At 47.7% G+C, this 22105-nt stretch carries 22 protein-coding genes and 1 riboswitch; of the genes, 9 read left to right on the plus strand and 13 right to left on the minus strand.

Features of this window, described 5'->3' with window-relative positions; translation table 11 throughout:
* Window positions 1-261 precede the first annotated feature (261 nt).
* A complete protein-coding gene (locus ACSF8X_RS12800; RefSeq protein WP_047877226.1) occupies window positions 262-1461 on the plus strand; it encodes a dicarboxylate/amino acid:cation symporter in 1200 nt (399 codons plus the stop codon).
* Between the two features lie 44 nt (window positions 1462-1505).
* Here the strand turns inward: ACSF8X_RS12800 and ACSF8X_RS12805 are convergent, their stop codons facing one another.
* Complete coding sequence (locus tag ACSF8X_RS12805; protein ID WP_500850154.1) at window positions 1506-1856, minus strand: hypothetical protein; 351 nt, start codon at window positions 1854-1856, stop codon at window positions 1506-1508.
* Window positions 1857-2098: 242 nt separating this feature from the next.
* Here ACSF8X_RS12805 and ACSF8X_RS12810 point away from each other — a divergent pair, with 242 nt between their 5' ends.
* The 4 genes from ACSF8X_RS12810 to gspS2 all read left to right on the plus strand — a co-directional run bounded on the left by ACSF8X_RS12810 (window position 2099) and on the right by gspS2 (window position 3922).
* Window positions 2099-2686, plus strand: coding sequence for a septation protein A (locus ACSF8X_RS12810; RefSeq protein WP_047877228.1), 588 nt, complete (start codon window positions 2099-2101; stop codon window positions 2684-2686).
* A 14-nt stretch (window positions 2687-2700) separates the two neighbouring features.
* On the plus strand, window positions 2701-3099 hold the full coding sequence (gene yciA / locus ACSF8X_RS12815) for an acyl-CoA thioester hydrolase YciA (RefSeq protein WP_047877229.1): 399 nt from the start codon (window positions 2701-2703) through the stop codon (window positions 3097-3099).
* Window positions 3100-3201: 102 nt separating this feature from the next.
* Window positions 3202-3501 (plus strand): YciI family protein, encoded by a 300-nt coding sequence (locus tag ACSF8X_RS12820; protein ID WP_047877230.1) that lies wholly within the window; start codon window positions 3202-3204, stop codon window positions 3499-3501.
* 28 nt (window positions 3502-3529) lie between these two features.
* Window positions 3530-3922 carry a type II secretion system pilot lipoprotein GspS-beta gene (gene gspS2 / locus ACSF8X_RS12825; RefSeq protein WP_047877231.1) on the plus strand — a complete coding sequence of 131 codons (393 nt, stop codon included), beginning with the start codon at window positions 3530-3532 and terminating at the stop codon, window positions 3920-3922.
* Between the two features lie 75 nt (window positions 3923-3997).
* Here the strand turns inward: gspS2 and ACSF8X_RS12830 are convergent, their stop codons facing one another.
* From ACSF8X_RS12830 to ACSF8X_RS12860, 7 genes are all read right to left on the minus strand, one after another.
* The gene (locus ACSF8X_RS12830) at window positions 3998-4393 is read right to left on the minus strand and encodes a hypothetical protein (RefSeq protein ID WP_500850155.1); all 396 of its coding nucleotides are present in this window, start codon (window positions 4391-4393) and stop codon (window positions 3998-4000) included.
* Window positions 4393-4617, minus strand: a complete 225-nt coding sequence (gene yidD, locus ACSF8X_RS12835) for a membrane protein insertion efficiency factor YidD (protein WP_084722134.1) — start codon at window positions 4615-4617, stop codon at window positions 4393-4395. Before yidD ends, ACSF8X_RS12830 begins: the two co-directional genes overlap by 1 nt.
* A gap of 2 nt (window positions 4618-4619) precedes the next feature.
* A complete protein-coding gene (locus ACSF8X_RS12840) occupies window positions 4620-4835 on the minus strand; it encodes a DUF4177 domain-containing protein (RefSeq protein ID WP_047877233.1) in 216 nt (71 codons plus the stop codon).
* Window positions 4836-5063: 228 nt separating this feature from the next.
* Complete coding sequence (locus tag ACSF8X_RS12845) at window positions 5064-6008, minus strand: class I SAM-dependent methyltransferase (RefSeq protein WP_500850157.1); 945 nt, start codon at window positions 6006-6008, stop codon at window positions 5064-5066.
* 61 nt (window positions 6009-6069) lie between these two features.
* Window positions 6070-6282 (minus strand): hypothetical protein, encoded by a 213-nt coding sequence (locus ACSF8X_RS12850; protein ID WP_084722135.1) that lies wholly within the window; start codon window positions 6280-6282, stop codon window positions 6070-6072.
* Between the two features lie 152 nt (window positions 6283-6434).
* A complete protein-coding gene (locus ACSF8X_RS12855) occupies window positions 6435-7124 on the minus strand; it encodes a TIGR01621 family pseudouridine synthase (protein WP_500850158.1) in 690 nt (229 codons plus the stop codon).
* A 69-nt stretch (window positions 7125-7193) separates the two neighbouring features.
* Complete coding sequence (locus tag ACSF8X_RS12860; RefSeq protein WP_047877236.1) at window positions 7194-8534, minus strand: sodium-dependent transporter; 1341 nt, start codon at window positions 8532-8534, stop codon at window positions 7194-7196.
* Window positions 8535-8897: 363 nt separating this feature from the next.
* On the opposite strand from ACSF8X_RS12860, the gene cls reads away from it, so the two are divergent.
* The gene (gene cls / locus ACSF8X_RS12865) at window positions 8898-10358 is read left to right on the plus strand and encodes a cardiolipin synthase (protein WP_500850159.1); all 1461 of its coding nucleotides are present in this window, start codon (window positions 8898-8900) and stop codon (window positions 10356-10358) included.
* A gap of 41 nt (window positions 10359-10399) precedes the next feature.
* Here cls and ACSF8X_RS12870 read toward each other — a convergent pair whose 3' ends face one another.
* A complete protein-coding gene (locus ACSF8X_RS12870; RefSeq protein ID WP_500850160.1) occupies window positions 10400-12163 on the minus strand; it encodes an alkaline phosphatase D family protein in 1764 nt (587 codons plus the stop codon).
* Between the two features lie 609 nt (window positions 12164-12772).
* Between ACSF8X_RS12870 and ACSF8X_RS12875 the strand changes: the two genes are divergently transcribed.
* Window positions 12773-13201, plus strand: a complete 429-nt coding sequence (locus ACSF8X_RS12875) for a putative pterin-binding protein (RefSeq protein WP_500850161.1) — start codon at window positions 12773-12775, stop codon at window positions 13199-13201.
* Window positions 13202-13223: 22 nt separating this feature from the next.
* On the plus strand, window positions 13224-14336 hold the full coding sequence (locus tag ACSF8X_RS12880; RefSeq protein ID WP_500850162.1) for a diguanylate cyclase domain-containing protein: 1113 nt from the start codon (window positions 13224-13226) through the stop codon (window positions 14334-14336).
* A 61-nt stretch (window positions 14337-14397) separates the two neighbouring features.
* Here ACSF8X_RS12880 and yiaY read toward each other — a convergent pair whose 3' ends face one another.
* The 3 genes from yiaY to ACSF8X_RS12895 all read right to left on the minus strand — a co-directional run bounded on the left by yiaY (window position 14398) and on the right by ACSF8X_RS12895 (window position 18943).
* Window positions 14398-15546 carry an L-threonine dehydrogenase gene (gene yiaY, locus ACSF8X_RS12885; protein ID WP_047877240.1) on the minus strand — a complete coding sequence of 383 codons (1149 nt, stop codon included), beginning with the start codon at window positions 15544-15546 and terminating at the stop codon, window positions 14398-14400.
* A gap of 358 nt (window positions 15547-15904) precedes the next feature.
* A complete protein-coding gene (locus ACSF8X_RS12890) occupies window positions 15905-17146 on the minus strand; it encodes a lytic polysaccharide monooxygenase auxiliary activity family 9 protein (RefSeq protein ID WP_500850163.1) in 1242 nt (413 codons plus the stop codon).
* A 291-nt stretch (window positions 17147-17437) separates the two neighbouring features.
* Window positions 17438-18943: a lytic polysaccharide monooxygenase gene (locus ACSF8X_RS12895; RefSeq protein ID WP_500850164.1), complete on the minus strand. Its 1506-nt coding sequence runs from the start codon at window positions 18941-18943 to the stop codon at window positions 17438-17440.
* A 79-nt stretch (window positions 18944-19022) separates the two neighbouring features.
* A riboswitch (cyclic di-GMP riboswitch) is annotated at window positions 19023-19127 on the minus strand.
* A 629-nt stretch (window positions 19128-19756) separates the two neighbouring features.
* Here ACSF8X_RS12895 and ACSF8X_RS12900 point away from each other — a divergent pair.
* Window positions 19757-21022, plus strand: coding sequence for a RidA family protein (locus ACSF8X_RS12900; RefSeq protein ID WP_500850165.1), 1266 nt, complete (start codon window positions 19757-19759; stop codon window positions 21020-21022).
* Between the two features lie 290 nt (window positions 21023-21312).
* On the opposite strand, the gene ACSF8X_RS12905 is transcribed toward ACSF8X_RS12900, so the two are convergent.
* Entirely contained in the window at window positions 21313-21963 is a 651-nt protein-coding gene (locus ACSF8X_RS12905; RefSeq protein ID WP_047877242.1) for a GntR family transcriptional regulator, read from the minus strand.
* Window positions 21964-22105: the final 142 nt, after the last annotated feature.

A 22105-nucleotide genomic window follows, 5' to 3' on the forward strand; every position in this document is an offset into this window, starting at 1 on the left:
TACCGCAAGCAAGTTGTTAACAAACACGATAGAGTTATCATTAATGTTGCACATTATGATGAGAATATAAATTTATCCGCACTATTATTGATAAGTGATATGTTTCCATGTAAAACCACAATTGCAAATATCAAGTTAACAAAAATTACACATCCGAAATAAAAGGCTACTAGCCCACCTTGATATTCATGCTGTAACAAAAATCACACATGCAGGACAAACACAACTGAGGAATACAAGGTGTTGAAAGAAAAAGGACTAATGGGCAACATCGGGATCCAGGTGGTCATCGCCATGGTGGCCGGGACACTCGTCGGGGCAATGATGGGGCACTCTGCCAGTATGTTCGCACCGCTAGGCAGCATCTTCATTCACCTGATCAAAATGCTGGTCATCCCTCTGGTTGCTGTAGCCATCATCGCTGGGGCCGCCAGTCTCGGCGGCAGCCAATCAGCAGGCAAGGTTGGCTTAGCCACACTAGGCTTCTTTGGCCTGACATCGGCAGTCGCTGTTGCGCTTGCTCTGTTCATGGGCGAATTATTCCAGCCAGGAAAAGGCGTCGACCTTACCGGTGTTGAGGGCATGTTTTCCAATGTCTACGCGAACAAAGGCGACCTCCCCGGTTTCTGGGCAACCGTCCTCGGTATGATCCCCACCAATGTCTTTCAATCCCTCAACGAAGCGAACATTCTCCAGATTTTGGTCTTCTGCCTCTTTTTCGGTATTGCCGTATCAAAACTGGAAAAACAGCGCCGAGAGCCGCTGGTCAACGGAGTCAACGCCATCGTCGATGCAATGGTGTGGATGATTAACGTGGTAATGAAAATCGCGCCACTGGGGGTCTTCGGCCTGATGGCTGATGCCGTCGGCACCTTTGGGTTTGGCGCTTTGATGGTGGTCTTCAAGCTCTTTATCGTCTACATCGTAGCTATTCTGATTTATGGGTTTATCTTCTATCCGGCTTTGATCAAAATATTCAGCAAAACCTCACCGCTCAAGTTTTTATCTGCCATGATAAAGCCGCAAACGGTCGCACTCTCAACCGCCTCTTCAATGGCCACGCTGCCCGTTACGATGGAAACCTGTGAGGAAGAGCTAGGCGTTAAAAATTCCACGGCATCGTTCGTCCTGCCTCTGGGTGCGACCATCAATATGAGTGGCAACGCCATCTACTATGGACTAGTTGCCGTATTCTTTGCCCAGATGTTCACTATTGATCTCGGGATGGGGGCATATATCGCGATTATTGTCACCTCCACCTTGGGAGCTGTCGGTCAAGCCGGTGTACCGGGCCCTTCATTCTTGGTTGTCGCCGTATTACTGGCAGCGGGTATTCCAATAGAAGGCTTGCCGCTACTGTTTGCCCTCGACCGAATATTCGATATGATCCGCACCGCACTAAATATCACTGGCGATGCTGCCTGTGCGGTGATTGTCGATAATATGACCGACAGCAAGTAAGCAAAGCAATGACCACATCCAAGCAACCGCCCTACTGGGCGGTTCTATAACTGCCCCATCGAGATCATCCCCACCGATAATCCCAATATCGTCATTGCAAACATCGATGCGAATTGAATAACCATGGCGACAAAAGCCAGTACGAAGCCCACCACCGTATTAACCCCGAAAACCAAGGTATAGACTCCCCCTGTCACAAATAAGGAAACCACGAAGGCGAGGAAACCGTCCCCGACAAATGCAAGCAAAATGCCGGAAATGACAGCCGACAGAATAGTCGCCAGCACACAGACCCCAGCACCAGGACTTTCCAAACCCAAAAGCTTGGCCGCCAACTTAATCGTTAGAACGGTAAAAAATAGTATTCCCAATAAAAAAAGAACGAGAAGTTCCATATCAATACCCATCTTCCATAACAGAAACCCGCCTAAGTAGAGCAAAAAACGTTCAAGAAAACACTTCAGAAACAGCTTATCTTCTAGAATATGGACGCATCTTGCTTATATCGTGCACACCATTGCAACAGTGGTAGCTTCTCCATATCTCTTACGCCATCTCGGCAGCCGCCTCCTCCGAGTTGGCATTGTAGAAATTAGGGGTATGATGGCACTACTTTTTCGTGCTAGTGGCTATCACCATGAAACAACTGATTGACTTTATTCCCCTGCTCATATTCTTCGTTCTCTACAAAACCCATGATATCTACGTGGCTACGGCCGCCTTGATTGCCGCCACCGCTATTCAGGTCGCTATTGCCTGGTTCAAGCACCGAAAAGTCGAGACTATGCAACTGGTGACTTTTGTCATCGTAACCATTTTTGGCAGCCTCACAATTTTTCTCCATGATGAAAACTTCATCAAATGGAAAGTCACTATCATCTACATCCTTTTCGCGGGTGGGCTTGCCGTCAGCCAATGGCTCGGCAAACCCTTTATCAAAAACATGCTCGGTAAGGAAATCACCCTGCCTGATACAGCTTGGCGCAAGCTCAATACCGCATGGGTCTTATTTTTCGTTGTATGCGCGGTAGTGAATGTCTATATTGCCTTTACGCTCCCGCTCGATGTATGGGTCAGCTTCAAGGTCTTTGGGCTTTTAGCCCTGACTTTGATTTTCTCCCTTGCCAGCGGTGGATATATCTACCACCATATGCGTAGTATCCCCGAGCAGACAGAGGACTCCTCTGATCAGCACGGTGCAAATAACCATTCCGATTCCAAGTAGTACAGAGTCGCAACATGACAACAGAAAACAATATCCCGCGCGGGCAGCTACTGCTCCGCACCCTTGCCATGCCAGCCGACACCAATGCCAACGGTGATATCTTTGGTGGCTGGATTATGTCCCAGCTTGATCTGGCTGGAGCCATCTTGGCCAAAGAAATTTGCGGCGGTCGCGTTGTTACCGTCTCAGTTGACAGCATCGCATTCAAAGCACCAGTTAGCGTTGGTGATGTCGTATGCTGCTACGGTGAATGCAGCCGTATCGGCAACACCTCGATGAGTGTGGCCCTCGAAGTTTGGGTTAAGCCAATCTGCGTAGAAGGCGTTGGCGAGCGCTACCGAGTCTGTGAAGCGACTTTCAACTATGTGGCCATCGACAGCAACGGCCGTCCCCGCCCTGTTAGCCGCGGTTAGTGAAATCCCTACAAAAAAAGCCCATAGCTAATGCTTGGGCTTTTTTTTTGCATTAATATACAAACCGATACCATCGACCTCAGACTAACAAGGAGATAACAAATGTGGTATGTCATTTTTTCCCAAGACGTTGAAAATAGCCTAGAGCGTCGAATGAGTGTTCGTGAAAAGCACCTTGCTCGCCTGCAAGAATTACAAGAACAAGGTCGACTGCTAGTCGCTGGGCCAATGCCAGCCATTGACAGTGACAACCCTGGCGAGGCGGGTTTTACCGGCTCGACCGTTATCGCCGAGTTTGACTCTCTGACCGATGCCCAACGCTGGGCCGATGCTGATCCGTATATCGATGCCGGCGTCTACCAGAATGTCATCGTCAAACCATTCAAGAAAGTGCTGCCATAACCGAGCATTGGCCACAAGAGAATACACTATGATCAAACGAACGCTTGCTTTGCTGGCTACGGTATTACTGGCAGGTTGCGCATCAAACTCAGACGAAAAAGTATTGGCAGAATTAGCCAAGGCCCGTGCTGCCGCCATCAACCAACAAGCACCGTACCACAAGATCGATCAATATCAGGTTATGAAGGCCCACGCCAAAGAGTCAATGGTAGAAATCACCATTCTCTATGGGGGTGGTGGCAAGATCCCACCAACGATGGCCGCCAAGAGCGCCGCCATCAACTATTGTAACAATGACGAATTGAGCCCATTGGTCAATGACGGGATCAATTACAATATTGTCATTATGGATATGCGGGGCCGGCCAATGGTTAACCAACCAATCACAGCCCAAACTTGCAACGATCTCACTGCCAAATAGACAAATATCACTAAGATAAACACAACCTAAAGGCTCAACCGCATTGCGGAAGGGCCTTTTTATTGTAAATTAGTTTTACCGTTTATTGGCATACACATCCTGATAGATCTGCATCGACAGGTTGTAATTATACTGGCGGGCGATTTTCTGAGAAAAGAACAGCTGCGGTAACTCATACACCGTCAAAGCAATCAAAATGATCCCCGCGTAATAAATGCCCATCACCAAGGCAATAATGGCGATGATCAGCAGCGTAAACTCCACCGCAAAAATCGCGTATTTGCGTAAGTAGAGATGATGAAAACCGCCCAGAAACAGCCAATTGAGCGCTGCATACGTATCAGGATCTTTCAGCTGCTTTGCTTGCTCCGCAAAAAAGCGTTTTCTCTGCTCCTGCGGTAGGCCTGCGACCAAGGAACGTAATTGCTCTTCCTTGGCTTCCAATGCTTCTATTGACTCAGATCGTGACATTACGGCACCTCATCTCGAATTTTTTCAACCAAATCGGGTTGGTTGCAGCGTCGGATACGAGCAAGCCCTAACCTCCACCCCTTGATTGCCCCATATTTGATGATGCATTGCTTGGTATACTCCGAACACGAAGGCTCGAAATTACACTCAATATTAAAAAGCACTTTTGACCCGCCCTTACTCTGATAAAAGCGGATCAATTTCAGCGATGTAGCCTTAAACAAAATTAACGGCCTAACGTGATGATCACCGCTTCACGCTGCCAAAACAGCATATAGCGCTTACTTTCGATGGTTTGGAACACCAACTGCCAGCCATCTTGGGCATATTTGTTCAACTCGGCTTCCATTTTCTGCAACGGCAAACCACTGGCCCCTAATAGCAAGGTACCACAGCCACCTTCCGCTATATGAATCACTTTATATTCAGAAAAATTTGCCATCCTGACTCTCTCTTATTACCAAAAGTAAATATAAAACAAATTATTAGCGATTCATCATACATGATGTGCAATAACAACGGCTATACCCTATAACCCAAGATCACCTGCCGCCATCCACTTTCCGGAACTAGCCGCATTCAGCATCGGGGTATCCTCCGCAACAAAAAGGCCCGAACGCTGAGCGTTCGGGCCTTCTGGAAAATTCTATTAGCCGCAACGCGGTTCTAATCAAACGTTTTGCTGTTCGAAAATCAGCACTTTCAAACCACCTTCCGGCTCGATATCAGCAAATTCCGGTGGATTCTCCAAACGCTCTCTATAAACAAGCTGAGGCGCTTCTGCCGCCATCCCGTCAATCAGGAATGATGAGGATACACCCGGATCATTCACACATGCCATCACCTGCCCTTCTGCGGTTAGCAACTCAGGCAGACGGCGCAAGATTTTCTGGTAATCTCGAGTCAAGGCAAAGCTACCTTTCTGGAATGATGGCGGATCGATAATGATCAGATCATAAGGCCCAAGCTTGCGCACCTTGCCCCATGACTTGAACAGTTCGTGGCCGAGGAAACTCACTTGCTTAAGATCATGCTGGTTAAGGTGATGGTTGTCACGACCGCGGGACAATGCCGCTTTGGCCATATCCAGGTTCACCACATGTTCTGCGCCACCCGCAATAGCCGCCACCGAAAAACCACAGGTATAAGCAAAAAGATTGAGTACCCGCTTGCCCTTGGCATGCTGCATCACCCATTCGCGGCCATAGCGCATATCAAGGAACAAACCGTTATTTTGCTTACGCCCCAAGTCCAACTTGAACGTCAGGCCGTTTTCCACGATATCTTGATACTCGCGACCTTCACCCCACAACAAATCGGTTGGAGCCCCAGGACGGTCTCGGTGCTGGAGCAATAGCGCACGCGCACCAGATGCCTGCCATGATGGCAATGCCGTCATACGATTCAGCATTAGTTCCAACTCAGCCAAGAACGCTTCCGACGGTTCTTTGAACAAGGAAACCAAGACCTGATCGCCCAGCCAGTCTACCGTCAACTGCTCCAGTCCCGGCCAGCAACGACCACGGCCATGAAAGATACGGCGAGCTTCGTGCGGCGGCGATTGCAGAGCTGCTGTTAAATGTTCTTCAAGAAGAGTAAGTGCACTAATTTCCATAATTCTACTGTGTGGGATAAGTCTACGCTGATAATGATAACAAATTTATCATCCGATATGGCTAGGCCACGAGTTTTAGATTTTCTTGTTCTGGAAGGCGATGGCTGGCCAGATGGACGTATTCAGCCTGAAGGTGGAATCCGTGCTGGCGACGGAGGCGTTGCTGTTTGAACAGTTTACGTTGTCGACGGAATGACGCCAGCCCCCAAAATCGTGATTTGGATTTCTTCTTTTTTAGTCGCATTCTCAGCGACACAGAGCGGGTAAGGCGCATTTTGTTCCTCGGTCTAGGGGTTATCCTAGACCGATATTATAAGTGAAGTTGCTATAAGATGATATCTACAGTGGCTAATTTTCAGGCACTCGAAAAGAAAACCTAATAATTAATACCGTTCCTGTTGAAAACAAATACTAATAGCCATTTTCTTATTTTTTGCTCTTTGCCAACGATGGCCAGCTCAATCCCCACGGCTCAGCCCATTCCGCCAATGCCAACTGGGTTTCCTCCCGCTGCCACAAGCTGCCGTTATCCGGCGGGCAGACAAAAGTTAGCCATTGCCCTTGATAGGGGAAGCGCAACGCATATGCGTGAAGGTATCCACGATCCGAGGCTTCGCAGCCGTAGATATCATCCCCTGCAATACCCGACCCAACACTTCGCAACGCTACTCTGATCTGATGGGTTTTACCCGTATGCGGCTTACACAGAAATAAGCGTCTTCCCTCGCCAGCCGCGGTAGAGAAAAACTGGGTAATAGCAGGGTTTTCACGACTGTTTTCCAGCTTCCAGCTACTGCGGCGCGAGCGCACCATATCACCAATTACCACACCCTGCTTTTTCTTTGGCTTCTTGGTACCTATCGCAAGATAATATTTTTCAACCTCTCGCTTGGCAAAATTGGTCGATAACGCAGAAGCCGCCTCGCGGTTACGTCCCAGCAGCAAAATTCCTGATGTCATCTTATCAAGACGATGAATAAGGTACAGTTTCTCATCCCCAGTCTGGGCCGCCACTGCCGCCAGTAGCGGCTGATCATTGTCATCTTTGTGGACACTGATGCCAGGATGTTTATTAATGATAAGAAAATCAGAGTGCTGGTGTAGCAAGGTGAACATAACGGTACCGTCAAATAATAAAGTCGGCTAATTATATACCCAAGCAGTACCCGAATGCATTGACCGACCTTATTTGGCAAAGAAGACGTAAAGCATCAGCAGCGGGCAGACAATTCGCACATAGGCAGGCCATACTCGCCAAAACAAGCCTTGTGCAATGTGCGGATTGCCTTCTCGCAACTCAGCCAATACCTTGTCGCGATGCCAGACCCAACCGACTAGCAAGGCAAAAACTAAACCCAGTATCGGCTGGGCATACTCGGTCGCGGCCACTACGATCAAGTCAAACAAACTACCGAAATTGAAAATAATCAGAACCGACAGCACGCTGATCGCCAAACCGATAATCCACGAGGCCACTTTCCGGGTTTGCCCCAGCTCCTCGACTGCCGCCGCGACAGGTACCTCAAGCAATGAAATCGAGGAGGTAAGCGCCGCTATCACCATCAGGGCAAAAAATATAACCGAAACCACATACCCCGCATTTCCCATCGTCTCAAATGTTGCTGGCAGCACGTCAAACACCAAGGTACCTGAACTGGCCAATTGGCCAGATTCGTTATAAATTTCCACCCCGTTCTTTTGGGCCACAAACATTGCAGGCAATACCAACAACCCTGCGACAATGGCAATCCCTGTATCGATCATCGCCACCTGAGCCGCCGTTTTCGGTAAATTTGCCTCTTTTTTCAAATAAGAGCCGTAGACCATCATGGTGCAGACCCCGAGCGAAAGCGAAAAGAAGGCTTGCCCCATGGCGCTATGAATTAACGATGCGTCTATTTGGCTAAAATCAGGCACCAAAAACAAATGCAGGCCATCACTCGCCCCTTCTTGGGTAAAGATGTAACCAATCAAGATCACAAACAGTAGCACCAACACTGGCATCAACCGACTTGACCACCGTTCAATACCCTCTGCCACCCCATTTTTCACCACGTAAATCGTTGCTAGCATAAACGCGGCCATCAGCAGCAAATTGCGTCCTACCGAAAATGTCTCCAACCACACTGCGACATTATCCATTCCCAGCATGACCAACAGCGGGCTGACGAAAAAACCCACCAGCCATCCCGCCAATATGGCGTAGAAACTAAGAATACATGACGCCGCAATCAGGCCGACCATTGCCAGCACAGAGCCTATATTCTTAGCTGCATCCGGCAGTATGGCCTGTAAAGACCGGATAGGATTCGCCTGTCCATAGCGGCCAATAGTCAGCTCTGCCACCAGTAATGGGTAGGCAAGAACAACGACCATAAGGATATATACCAACAAAAATGCGCCGCCGCCGTTACTCGCAGCTTGAGTCGGAAACCCCCAAATATTTCCCAATCCAACCGCAGAACCTGCTGCGGCTAAGATAAAACCCATCCTCGAACTAAACTGCGCCCTAGATGCACTTGCCATACGACTACTCTTTATTATGTTTTGATTGATAGGGTGTCTGACGTTCCCTGTAACGTGCGACTGTAAAAATAGTAGTACAAAAGTACTTTATTTATTCACAACAACTATATTGGCAAGCAAACTCGCTTGTGGTGGAGAGAGTGAAAGCAACAGTATGCTTTTGACGTATCGGCCTAATTTTGCGCAAAAACAAACCACAAGGCGCACAAAACAATCCATTGCGAACGATTTTTATCACAAATGTGAATATGGGTATTAGCACATCCCAATGAAATGACTGTATTTTAGTTTCTGAAATTTCACTGGTATTCCCACTATTTCAATGCAAAATAGAACACAATTACGGTTAACTTATTGAGCAAAATGGAACAGTTTTACCAGATCCTTGCTTGGGCAAGCGTCTTTCTTTACTGGCTGACAATTGCAGTTGTCACCGTACGGGTTGTCTTCAAACGGCGGGTCGTCGGGGTATCGCTTGCATGGCTGATGATAATCTACATCATCCCGGTTGGTGGCGTTATCGCCTACTTTATGTTCGGCGAGCTCAACCTTGGAAAAAAACGAGCTGAACGTGCCCGAGATATGTTCCAGCCCTTCGAGGACTGGTTCCAACGCCTCAACGACTGCCCAGTTCACCAACCTGAATTATTGAACGACCACTCTCGCCCACTGAACGACCTGTGCGAAAACCGGCTGAGGATCCCGGCCCTAAGCGGCAACACCCTGTCCCTGCAAGACGCTCCGCATACGATCCTGCGATCGCTCGTTGAAGACATCAACAGTGCAGAGCATATGATACATATGGAGTTCTATATCTGGCATCCAGGCGGAATGGCCGACGAAGTCGCTTCAGCATTGATATTGGCGGCCAAACGAGGCGTAAAAGTCCGAGTGTTGCTTGATGCGGCAGGCAGCATGCGTTTCTTCCGCTCACACTGGCCAAAAATGATGCGCCATGCGGGTATCGAGCTCATCGAAGCATTGGCCGTCTCCCCGCTTCGCTTATTCCTGCGCCGTATGGATCTACGCCTGCACCGTAAGATCGTGGTGATTGACGAACGCATTGCCTATACCGGCTCAATGAACCTGGTTGACCCGGCCTTTTTCAAAACCGATGCGGGCGTCGGCCAGTGGATTGACGTCATGGTTCGGGTTACCGGCCCTACCGTCTCCGTCTTGCACGGCATCCAGTCATGGGATTGGGAGGTCGAAACAGGCCAGCGCTTTTTACCAAGCTTACCCGAATGCCGTTTGCCAAACACCGAAGATGATAGCATCGACATGGTTCAGGTCATCCCTTCTGGCCCCGGAATGCCCGATGAAATCATCCATCAGGTACTGCTACTGAGCATCTACCAAGCCAAAGATAGCGTGGTGATCACCACCCCTTACTTCATCCCGAGTGAAAACCTGCTTCATGCGATGAAAGGGGCGGCCCAGCGTGGCGTGTCGGTCGATATTATCATCCCGGACAAGAACGACTCGCTGATGGTTGAATGGGCCAGCCGATCTTTCTTTACCGAGCTATTGACTGCTGGCGTAAAAATACACCGCTTCCATGGCGGTCTGCTCCATACCAAGTCCGTTGTCATCGACAAAACCCACTGCCTGATTGGCACCGTGAACTTGGATATGCGCAGCTTATGGCTAAACTTCGAGGTTACTCTGGCGGTCGACAACGAAGAATTCACCCGCCAGTTAAGCTGGCTACAACAGGAATACATCAAAAACTCCAGCCAAGTCGATCCCAAAACATGGCAGCAACGGCATATTACCAATAAGCTGTTCGAACAATTTTTCTACATGTTCAGCCCGTTGCTATAAAAAAAACGGTTGGCGTAAAGCCAACCGTTTTATCTCAATAATCAATCATCCCAGCTATCATCGAAATCGAAGATGTCGTCCCAATCAGGACCATCCGCTTCTTCGATATCCAGCTCTAGGGCATCTTCGCTCGTCGCTCGGGTAATCGGCAGCACCTTGTAATCACGCGACAAAATCCGATCAACGAAAATCCAATCACAGTCGATCTCATCATGGGTGAATGTCACCGCCATGAAGCCACGATCAACAATATTGGCCCACTTCAGATCTTTGACCAACTCAGGGAACAACTTTTGCAGCTCGCGCATCAGTACCGGAGGCAATGGCAGATAGTGCTCGATACCCGGAGAACCAACTGACGAGGCCGCAAATTCGATACCACAAGTATTGTCATACTTATTGACCAGCTCGCCTGCCCATGCATTGTGAGTATCACCGGCAAAGCTTACAAATGACTTGCCGTATTTCTCCATCTGGCGGTACACCCAGTCACGGTCACGCGGATAACCGTCCCATGCATCAAGGTTGTACGGCGACTTGAGGAAACTCGGATTACGGGCAGCCTCCATGATCAGGTTGCCGTCATATGCGCTACGGGTACGGTGAGCCTCTTTGGCTCCCATAATCGCCAGCAACAGGTTAAACGGCACTTCCATTTTGGTCATCAGTACCTGCTGACCCAATGCCGTCCAGCGGGTATGGTGGTTTTGCAGCTCACTGGCAATCCACTGCTTCTGCTTTTTGCCAAGCAGTTGATGTTCCGGCGCATAAAGGTCTTTTTGCAGTTGATCGTAAGCAGCCTGCGGATCGCTGACACTGTAATTGCCGTAATCCAGTTGTTCGGTACGGCCTGTCACGCGGGTATCCAGCATCAGCAGGTGGACAAGATCGCCGTACACGAAGCTACGGTAAATCTCGCCATCCGCGACCATGTTGTCACGAATTGGCAGCCACTCGTGAAATGCCTGCACAGCAGCCTTGCGACGGGCATGGAAATCGCCGTCTTGCGGCTGATGGTTGAATGCACCATCTTTCCATGTATTGTCAGCAATTTCATGGTCATCCCAAATATGGATAAACGGCATGCTGGCATGCAGAGCCTGCAAATCTGCATCTGAACGGTACTGAGCATAACGCTTGCGGTAATCAGCCAGCGTAATGCACTCGTGGGCCGGAGAAGGCACACGGTCAAGCTCAATGGCATGATCCGATGCATACTCACCCATGCCATACTCGTAGATGTAATCACCGATATGCAGCAATGCATCAAACGGCTTGCGATCGTGCTGGCGGATAATTTCGCGGTAGACGTTGAAATACCCCGCCGGATGGTTAGCACAAGTCGCAATCGCAAAGCGAACCTGTTCAACATTACGCTCAGGCAATGTGCGAGTAATACCGGCTGCCGATACAATCACACCGACGGCAAAGCGGTAGTAATACTGTTTGTCGGCTTTCAGGCCATCGGCATCAACTTTGACAATATAGTCATTGTCTTTGCTTGCCTGCGCCTCGCCAGCCGCAACGATACGAGCAAAATCCTTGCGGGTGGACACTTCCCAACGCAGAGTTACCGAATCCAATGCCAATGAGGCATCAGGCACGAAACGAGTCCACAAAATCACACGATCGGCAAGTGGGTCACCACTCGCGACACCGTGAGTGAAACTGCCGTATACCGGCATTGCGTCAGCTGAAACTAAACTATTCTCAAGCGTTTTGTCTGCTTGACCAGCCAAAGCACTGGATACCATCCCAGCACTAGAACCAATCGTCAGGCAACGAATAAAATCACGTCTTTTCATTGTTTTTAGTGTTATATCAAACGGGATGCGGAGTATTGAGAAAAGATCGTCTGCCATCAATCACGCAGAAACATTTTGTTACACCCATTGCGTTCGATGATACTCCAAAAGCATTCTTTGGCATCGAGCGCACACTGTTGTTCTTCTTCTGTGAAGAATATTTAACGGATGACTGGCATCTATTAATGCGATAGAGCCTGATTTATATACTATTCATAGATACGCACTAACATGCACTTAATATGAGATCTCCTATCCAACTATCTGTACATATTCAAAAAATACATTACGTAATTTATTCATAATAGCGCCTCCCCCTGCCAACTGATGCTGGCCTACGACAACACTATAATGACAAGAAAATCACGGTTGCTGACATATACACGCCATAACCCCATGAATTAAAAGAAATCATAAACATATATTTAAATGACTAATTTTGTCTTCGTTTAGCCATATTGTGCTATTTATCATCTACACTATTAATGATATTCCCTGAAGGTAGTTATGAGCATGGCGTATTTTCATCAGGCAGTTCGAGATAGAATCAGGACTGTGCTAATCACATTACCCTTATTTTTCAACCTATTGTGGTTACCCGCAGATGTGATGGCAGACAGCTTTCCACCCCCTCTTATCCTGCAAGGGGTATCCTCTACGGGAGAACACATCAAGTTCGAACTAAGCCGCAACGAACTCGAACAGCTGCCACAGAACAAAATCACAACGCCCCTACCGTGGATCCCCCAGCCAAGCACCTTCAAAGGAGTACGCTTGCAAACGTTACTGGATCATTTCCACCTCTCTGGCCAGCGGTTCACCCTATCAGCCCTCAATGACTATTCCGTCACTTTGTCTCGTCATTACATAGACAAATATGATCCCCTACTGGCCATCACGCAGGATGGTCACTACATGAAGGTCAGAGACTACGGCCCATACTGGCTAGTGATGTCGATACACGACCACCCTGAAGTCGCCGAACACCACCACCTAGCAAAAATGATCTGGCAGTTAACAACCATTGAAGCCCATTGAGCACCGTTGACGTAGCGTAGTGATGACCAAAAAAAATAAAACAATCCGATTGTGTTTAATCTTCCTTATCCCCCTTTTGATCCTTAGTATTCTGGTTGCTGTTGGCGCCCTGAAACGCAATTCAGATATCATCAACCAAAGCCAAAACGAAACCGCTTGGTATGTCATGCAACTCACCAAAGAGTTTGCCGAGTTCAATTACCAACTAAAGAGCTACCAAGCAGGAAGCAGCGATCACAATGACGTTATGCTCCAGTACGAAATCCTCTGGAGCCGGTTTAAGACAATCCTGAACAATTCAATGATTGTGCACCTCAATCATCATAGTGGGGTAATACAGGAAATAAGCCTTCAATTTGAAAACTTAAAAGGAATGGAATCACAACTGATGCAGCGTCCAAACGGCAAACAAATTACGCCGTTGCTGTCATTCAGCCGAAATAACTACGATGAACTGACCCTATTTCTGCACCATAAATTCCGCCTAACCAACAGTGATCTTGCCGCTGCAATCAAAGCAACGACAACCATGAAGTACCTGATCAACTATATGCTGATCATTGCCCTTCTGCTTGGCGCCACCCTGTTTATTACCTTGCTACGAGAGTCGCGCAATCTCCATCGCCTTGCGATGTACGATGGCCTGACCCAAATTCACAATCGTTTTTGGCTAAACCAGAAATTAGATGAATTGGCCAAGGCCAATCATGCTTTTCGCTTTTACCTGATTGATCTTGATGAATTCAAAAACATCAACGATACCCTTGGCCACCAAGCGGGTGATGATCTCTTGATTACCATCGCCAAACGCCTGAAAAAACTCATTCCTCAAGGCTGTGAAGTGGCAAGACTGGGAGGTGATGAATTTGCCGTTATCGAGAAACTGTCTGCGGAAGTGCGCCAGCCTATAGACCAGCAAATTTTATCTCTGCTTGCAGAACCGGCTATCTATGCCGATCAACCACGCCAAATCTCAGCCAGTATCGGTTGTAGCGAGTACCCCAAGGATGCCAAGACGATATCAACGCTACTTCAATTGGCCGATTTCGCTATGTACGAAGTAAAACAACAAGGCAAGAATGGACTGAAAATCTATACCCCTACCGCACCGTCTTACCGAATAGCTGAGGAGTAAAAACGAAAAAGCGGCCAACAAAGTGGCCGCTTTTCATTTTTATTCTGCGATGGCTACTATGTTATAGCGCCGCTGCAAAGATAGCTGAAATTTCTTCGTGAGTAGCCTGCTTAGGGTTAGTAAAGCCACAAGCATCTTTCAGTGCGTTATCAGCCAATACTGGGATATCTTCCGCTTTCGCGCCAAGCTCGCTCAGACCTGCAGGGATACCCACATCTTTTGATAGTGCCTGAATCGCTTCAAGTGCAGCTTCTGCACCTTGCTCTGCAGTCATGCCTTCAACGTTAACGCCCATTGCCTTGGCAACGTCTTTTAGGCGCTCAGGGCAAACCTGTGCATTGTAACGCTGAACGTGAGGTAGCAATACTGCGTTGCAAACACCGTGAGGTAGGTCGTAGAAGCCACCTAGCTGGTGTGCCATCGCATGAACATAACCCAAAGACGCATTGTTAAATGCCATACCCGCCATGAACTGAGCGTAAGCCATCTGCTCACGAGCCTCGATGTTCTGGCCTTCATTCACTGCCGTACGCAAGTGCTGCTGAATCAGCTCGATAGCTTTGATTGCTACTGCATCAGTAATTGGTGTTGCCGCGATAGAAACATACGCTTCGATAGCGTGGGTCAGGGCATCCATACCTGTCGCCGCTGTTAGCGAAGCCGGCTTAGCTAGCATCAACTCAGGATCGTTAACCGACATCAATGGCGTAGTGTGCTTGTCTACAATAGCCATCTTGATGTGACGCTCTTCGTCAGTGATGATACAGAAGCGAGTCATCTCAGACGCCGTACCCGCTGTCGTGTTAATGGCGATTAGCGGAAGCTGTGGTTTTGCAGAACGGTCAACGCCTTCGTAGTCAGCGATCTCACCGCCATTTGAAGCAACCAGTGCAATACCCTTCGCACAGTCGTGTGGTGAACCGCCGCCTAGAGAAATAACGAAGTCACACTGGCCTTCTTTCAATAGCGCAAGACCCGCATTCACGTTACCGATAGTTGGGTTTGGTTGTGTCCCATCAAAAACAACGGCAGCCACATCGCGCTCAGCCAGCATATCAACTACCTGCTGAACCATACCAATCTGGCTTAGAATTTTGTCTGTTACGATCAAGGCTTTCTTATAACCCTGAGCTTTAATTGCATCAGCCGCCTCAGTAAGACAACCTGCACCCATCAAGTTAACTGTAGGAATAAAGAATGCGCTAGCCATGATTAAATCTCCATAATTATCAAAAACTTATTACTTTAGGCAACATCTGTCTTCTGTCATGGCACACCATGATATGTCAACAAAGGCATACTACCTGTAATAGGTTTCTTGCCGATGTGCTAAACCTACCACCAGAAAAGTGTGCAACAAATTGATCTCGAACAATATTTCTGTTGCACATATAAATCGAACAACCGGAACATGAAGTGGATCACCAATTCAACATTTCCCAACATAACTTTGTTTATATACGGAAACATTAATTTTCATTACGTCACTAAAGGCAACCTTGATATGTGAGTAAACACGCAAAAAAAAACGCCAGCTTATGCTGACGCTTTCCATAAAACTCATAACGTTACAACTTTGTCCAAGCATCCTGCCAGACCGAACCAAATCCCGGTTCATAATGTGTGGCCGAATTGACGTTGCACCACCCCCCTTCGGGAAAAGGACGGCACTGGTACGTATTACCGTCACGCCCTAGCACAACCGTTTCGCCAACCACATAACTGCCTATCCCATCCGGATAGGTATAATCATGTTCCTGAGTCGGTTTATCTTTGCCGATCACCCGAACGGAATGGCTGACCACCGTAGGTTTACCATTACTTTGTAATGGCGTCACTTTGATCCTAACCGTAAATTTGCCCGCTTCGTCGGCAAGCAATGCCAGTGCCGCCTGCCCCCGCGATAACTTACTGGAATCACGAGCTATAATTCGCCCATTACCACTGAGCATCACCATCTCAGCCTTAAACTTCCCATCGGCACGCACAATGGCCGAAATCACCGAATGGCCTTCCTTGCCTACCTGATACTGATCTTGAATGCCGGTAACGGTAAAGAGAAAACCTCCCGAGCTCACGCTATCATCACCGTGGTCACCATCGGGAACCGGCTTCCCACTGACGATACCGCCACTCCCCGAACCAATACGGATATCACTGCAATTGTAAAAACCTTCACCCGCCGGATCTTCCCGCTGCCAGCGTGTCACCAAGGTCGCATCACCACGACGATCCCGCGGTAGTGTCACATCAAATACGAAGTACTGGCCTTCTCCTTCATTTCTGGGTTTGATATTGCCAGCGGTGCCGATGAGTTCCAGGTCACGCCAACGCAATGATGTTCGCGCAGCATCATAGCCGGGCTTGCTCAGGTAGACCTGCCAAAAACCCGGCACATGCGGTGCTGTCGCCCGGTAGCGCAAACTAAAGGTTTCCCCTGGCTGCATCTTGGTCCGCTGCCAAAACCCAGATGGAATACTCATTCCACGCTTACGCTCATCACCGCCCGAGCATATAAGGCCGTCGCCCACAGCCTGTTTGACCGCTGCCATGCTGTTATAATCCCGCACCATAGCAGCAAACTCATTATGCTGAGTGAACTGATACGTTCCAGAAGCCTTAAATGCCTCCCTGCAGGCTCGATTGGCTATCCCCGCTCCGTCAGCACCGCCCCAGTAACCACCACCCTCATGACAAAACACCTGCCTTGCCTTGGGGTAATCGGCCCAACCATGCGCCTTGGCCTGTCCGGTCGGCCCCAGTACTGCGGCCACAGCCATTAACGATAAAAGCATCCCTTCTTTATTCATTGTGCTTAACCTATCTTCCTTATATTAAGTAGCAAGACTCCCTCGCGCGACAGGATAGGAACTATTCATCTGCCATGCAGAGCCTCCAGATATGGCTGTTATAGGGTGCATGCGAGCCAATTCAAAGAAGGTAATAATAAGGTGGGAGTCATCTCTCAACACTTCAGGCAACGCAGTTTCGATTGCAGAAGAGCACAGCTCAATCGGTTTGTATTGCAGCACCAAAACACAGGCATAAAAAAACCCCGCTTATTCAGCGGGGTTCTGGGCATTATCTATAGTGTGTCGTGATTACTGCTTGATCCAAGCGTCTTTCCACGCAGAACCAAAGCCTGGCTCATAATGAGCGGCTGAATCAATGTTACACCAACCGCCTTCAGGGAACGGACGGCACTGGTATGTGTTGCCGTCGCGGCCTAGAACCACTGTTTCACCCTGTACGTAGCTACCAACACCCTGTGGGTACTCGAAATCATACTCACCGCCGCCAGTTGACTCGGCTTTCACTGTTACAGCTTGGCTTGCAACCACTTTCGCTTCATGGCTGCCTTTAGCCATTGCTGTCACTTCTACGGTATACTCACCCGCTTTGGCAGCAACGACTTCCAGTGATGCAGAGCCGTTGTTAATCATCTCGCTCGCCAGAGATACAGGGGTACCAGAGGCATCAAGCAGAGACATATTAATAATGTACTGCCCTTCTGAACGTACTGTCGCTGCAATAGCTGCTGAACCGCCCGCCAATGAGTACTCAGGTTTCAGGCCATCAACCATCACAGGTGCAGGCTCAACAACCGCATCACGAACATCCAGCGCATAGCTGTAATCGCCATTGGTCACAAATACTTGGTTCGCATACAAATCTGCAGCATTGTAGGCAATCTCGCCCGATGCCTGCTGAATACCCACTTTCGTAATCGTCGGGTACTTGGCATTCACCAGCTCGGCCAAATCATAAGACCATGCGTGAACATCTTCATTTGCAGCAGTGATAGCCAGTTTTTCAAAAGCAATTTCATTACCCTGTGCCGAGAAGATACGGAACCACACCGAATCACCCTGTTCAGCGGTGATACCCGGCTTCACGTAAGCGCCTTTGCTGGTCCACTCTGCTGGCTGAACTTCACCATCGAAACGGATATCGCTACAGTTGTAGAAACCTTCGCCTGCTGGATCCTCACGCTGCCAACGGCTTACCAGCGTTGCATCTCCCACGCGATCGGCCGGAAGAGTAAGCTCGATGTGGTAATATTTACCGTCGTTCTCTTGGGTAACAGCAATGTTGCCCGCCGTATCAAACAGCTCTAGGTCATCCCAGGTAATGCGGCCATGAGCAGCATCATAACCTGGCTTAGTCATGTAAAACTGCCAGTAGCTTGGGTTGTGCGGGGCCGTCGCACGGTAGCGGAACGTAAAGGTTTCGCCTGCTTTCATCTCTGTACGCTGCCAGTTCGCAGACGCTACTGCCATACCACTTTTCTTGGTATCACCACCAGCACAGATAAGACCGTCTTTAACCGTATTCTTTACCGCGTCCATATCTGTATGGTTCGGTACAAGAGAAGCAAATTCATTGGTCTGAATAAATGGGTAGGTACCCGACTCCAAAAAGGCTGCACGACACGCCTCGTTAGGAATAGTCGAACCGTCTGCCGATCCCCAGTAACCGCCATCTTCATTACAGATAACCTGACGCGCTTTAGGATAATCAGCCCAGCCGTGAGCATTGGCCAGTTGAGGTAGCATAGCCGTAACAACCGACGCGGCTGCTACAGAAAGTGTGAATACGTTTTTCATTGTTGAGCTTCCAAATTAATTATTATTTGTGGAAGCCAGCTACTGGAAGATAACCACTACTTGCGCTGTTTCATTCCAATCAGGTAACCCCGCTACCCTAGAACCTCTGGGACTCCTGTCCACCGGTTTCCTTAGGCCGGAAGCTTTGCGTCAAAACCTTTCGATTTCTTTGCCATTAGCTGACTAAGCATATTTATAGAGGTTCTTTGATTTTCCGCAAAAAGATCAGAAATACATATGGGATAAAGATCACATATATTGTGATTTTGGTATGCATAAAGTTCAATAATGACAGTGGGGTATACGAAGAACCGGTTACTTTGTTGTGACCACTGATTGCTATCTCACTGATATAAAATAATAAATTAGAAAGGCACACGTCAGTACCTTAAATATCAGGCTTAACAAATAAAAGCCTTGAGAGAATTTATGCTGTAATAACGGCATATCCGGCGCACAAAATGAGTCGATGAATAAATTTGAATGGCATTATTGTGAACAATTTATCAGAATTGAATGAAACTTGGATTTTTTGTAATAAAACTCTCTGGAATTATATTCACAATTGACGAATCGTTCGCAAAAAAAATAGTTACCACAACTACAGAACCAGCATAAATCTGGATAATTAATCGTAAAATGATTATTTATCCCCGCCGCCTAGCCATTTCAGCAAAATAATACTTTGAGATTCATCACAATTATCCTGAATATTTTACCTTACCATTGCCCCTACTTTAACGATTCTTACAAATACGATCACCTAAAAATACATACGTATTTTCTGTACTCTATAACAAGGATAAATTTCAAATGCCTGGCGATATCATCAAGGTTTCAAGAAACACTGAAAACGCACCTCAAAGCACACTGTCTTCTCAAACTGTTGCTTTCTCTCATTACAATAACTTTTCTGCACAATTGCCTGTAGATCCTAAAACTGGTGCAATCGTCGTTGGTGATGTAAAAGACCAAGCAAAACAGTGCCTAGCGAATATTCAAGCTATCGTAGAAAGCATCGGCCACGTAATGGATGACGTTGTTAAAATCAACGTATTCCTAAAAGACATCAAAGATATGGAAGCAGTAGACGCAGTTTACGCAACATTCTTCGATAACCTACTTCCAACTCGCACTGTTGTTCAGGTGAACGCACTGCCAATGGGCGATGCATTGGTACAAATGGATGCACTGATCTCTAACGGTGAAGGTACTGCACCACAAGCGCCTTGCCCACTGATCAAGCTATCTCGCAACACTGAAAATGCACCGCAAAGTGCACTATCTACTCAAACTGTAGCTTTCTCTCACTACAACAACATTTCAGCTCAACTACCTGTCGACCCTAAAACGGGCGCACTAGTAGAAGGCGGTGTAAAAGAGCAAACAGCACAATGTCTTAAGAATATGAAGGCTGTGCTAGAAAGCATCGACGTACCATTCGATGATATCGTGCGCGTCAACCTGTACCTAACAGACCTAGCAAATCTTGATGCAGTTAACGAAGCATACTCAACCTTCTTCCCTGACTCATCTATTGCTCGTGCAGTGGCTTACGTACCAGCACGTTCAGTGATTGCTGCTGACGCACTGCCTATGGGCGCACTTGTTCAGATTGATGCGTCAGTTTCTCACGGCGACGGCACACCTCCACAGGAAGTTGAAGATCGCCACAACATCGTGATCCGCGCCCACAATACTGATGCGGCACCACGTAACCCGCTGCACACTCAAACAGTGGCTTTCTCTCACTACAACCACATTGCCGCTCAACTTCCAGTTGACGTTAACACCAACGCAATCATCGCTGGCGGTGCAAAAGAGCAAGCTGAGCAGTGCCTGAAGAACATCAAAGCTATCGTAGAAAGTGTTGACCATGTAATGGACGACATCGTTAAAATCAACATCCACCTAAAAGATGTTGCGGATATCGATGCGATCAACGAAGTGTACACCACATTCTTCAACGGTGAGCTTCCTGCACGTACCGTTGTAGGTGTATCTCAGATTGAAATGGGTGCCCTAGTACAAATCGACGCAGTTGTTTCTAACGGTGAAGGTACGCTTCCACAGGCATAATATGCCTATATGCAGCTTATTGTTATCAATGCGATAAGCTATATTCCATACCCAATACAAAGGGTCGGCTTTATTATTTTATTGTGTGTATGACGATGAAATAATAAAACCGACCTTTTTTCTTTCAGAGCAAATATCCCCAAGAAACGAACATTCCAGCTTATAAGGAATACCTCCTATCAGCTCACATGAGGATATTTAACGCCATCATTCACACTCAATACACAGCACATCCACAACCGTTGACTACGGCTGCTCACCCAAAATAAGTGTTACTTAAACTTTGTATGTTATGACGTTGCTTGATGGCGGCAAAGATCCGTAAACGTGGTGATATTTTGCTTAGACTCCAACCAAGCGCGGTTGGCATCCCCTTCGATAATCGCTTCAACGATACCCGTATGACTAATACCGCTTTGCGACAAGTCATAATCATGATGGGTCAACTTGATATAGCTCTTGAGCTGATTGGAAATCTGCTCGTAGATCTTAATGAACTTGTTGCTCTTGCTGATTTCAACCACCTTCCGGTGTAGCTCGAAATCTTTGTGGCATACTTCCACAATATCCAACGCTTCATTGGAGCAAAATTCACAGAACTCGTTGTAGATACGGCGAAGCTCATCCTTGTCTTCTTGCGTAGCCCTTTCCGCAGCCATCACTGCCGCCTGGGATTCAATCGCCACCCGTAGGTTGTATAGCTCCCACAGGTCATCATCCGACAACGTAAAAACATGCCATCCCACATAAGGCTTCTGCACAACCAGCCCCTCATGTGAAAGTGAGTTCAATGCCATACGGACAGTACTGCGCGAAAGCTCAAGATCTTTTGACAGCGTACTTTCAACGATCTTCTCACCCATTGCCAACTGACCGGAAACGATCATATTTCTAATAAATTCAGTAGCTTGCTCTTCTAAGCTCTGTTTATTGATCTTCATTTCCCTGACTCGTTCTTAGTGCACGATTTAAGTAATTGAAAAATATAACACGAACTTGTGACATTTGTCATATTTTGTCATCTGTAGATCTGTATACTGCCGATTGTCGGACAATAGACAATTAACTGTTAACGGTAGACAG

The organism is Photobacterium panuliri (genome assembly GCF_059920555.1).

Bases quoted from the DNA above. Each gene is read 5' to 3' on its own strand.
- ACSF8X_RS12880 (WP_500850162.1), top strand. From the start codon at position 13,224: ATGACCAAAAAAAATAAAACAATCCGATTGTGTTTAATCTTCCTTATC.
- ACSF8X_RS12830 (WP_500850155.1), bottom strand. From the start codon at position 4,393: ATGTCACGATCTGAGTCAATAGAAGCATTGGAAGCCAAGGAAGAGCAA.
- ACSF8X_RS12890 (WP_500850163.1), bottom strand. From the start codon at position 17,146: ATGAATAAAGAAGGGATGCTTTTATCGTTAATGGCTGTGGCCGCAGTA.
- ACSF8X_RS12905 (WP_047877242.1), bottom strand. From the start codon at position 21,963: ATGAAGATCAATAAACAGAGCTTAGAAGAGCAAGCTACTGAATTTATT.
- yiaY (WP_047877240.1), bottom strand. From the start codon at position 15,546: ATGGCTAGCGCATTCTTTATTCCTACAGTTAACTTGATGGGTGCAGGT.
- ACSF8X_RS12855 (WP_500850158.1), bottom strand. From the start codon at position 7,124: ATGTTCACCTTGCTACACCAGCACTCTGATTTTCTTATCATTAATAAA.
- ACSF8X_RS12800 (WP_047877226.1), top strand. From the start codon at position 262: ATGGGCAACATCGGGATCCAGGTGGTCATCGCCATGGTGGCCGGGACA.
- ACSF8X_RS12895 (WP_500850164.1), bottom strand. From the start codon at position 18,943: ATGAAAAACGTATTCACACTTTCTGTAGCAGCCGCGTCGGTTGTTACG.
- yciA (WP_047877229.1), top strand. From the start codon at position 2,701: ATGACAACAGAAAACAATATCCCGCGCGGGCAGCTACTGCTCCGCACC.
- ACSF8X_RS12870 (WP_500850160.1), bottom strand. From the start codon at position 12,163: ATGAAAAGACGTGATTTTATTCGTTGCCTGACGATTGGTTCTAGTGCT.
- ACSF8X_RS12860 (WP_047877236.1), bottom strand. From the start codon at position 8,534: ATGGCAAGTGCATCTAGGGCGCAGTTTAGTTCGAGGATGGGTTTTATC.
- ACSF8X_RS12900 (WP_500850165.1), top strand. From the start codon at position 19,757: ATGCCTGGCGATATCATCAAGGTTTCAAGAAACACTGAAAACGCACCT.
- ACSF8X_RS12875 (WP_500850161.1), top strand. From the start codon at position 12,773: ATGGCAGACAGCTTTCCACCCCCTCTTATCCTGCAAGGGGTATCCTCT.
- ACSF8X_RS12810 (WP_047877228.1), top strand. From the start codon at position 2,099: ATGAAACAACTGATTGACTTTATTCCCCTGCTCATATTCTTCGTTCTC.
- ACSF8X_RS12820 (WP_047877230.1), top strand. From the start codon at position 3,202: ATGTGGTATGTCATTTTTTCCCAAGACGTTGAAAATAGCCTAGAGCGT.
- ACSF8X_RS12845 (WP_500850157.1), bottom strand. From the start codon at position 6,008: ATGGAAATTAGTGCACTTACTCTTCTTGAAGAACATTTAACAGCAGCT.
- ACSF8X_RS12840 (WP_047877233.1), bottom strand. From the start codon at position 4,835: ATGGCAAATTTTTCTGAATATAAAGTGATTCATATAGCGGAAGGTGGC.
- ACSF8X_RS12850 (WP_084722135.1), bottom strand. From the start codon at position 6,282: ATGCGCCTTACCCGCTCTGTGTCGCTGAGAATGCGACTAAAAAAGAAG.
- gspS2 (WP_047877231.1), top strand. From the start codon at position 3,530: ATGATCAAACGAACGCTTGCTTTGCTGGCTACGGTATTACTGGCAGGT.
- ACSF8X_RS12805 (WP_500850154.1), bottom strand. From the start codon at position 1,856: ATGGAACTTCTCGTTCTTTTTTTATTGGGAATACTATTTTTTACCGTT.
- cls (WP_500850159.1), top strand. From the start codon at position 8,898: ATGGAACAGTTTTACCAGATCCTTGCTTGGGCAAGCGTCTTTCTTTAC.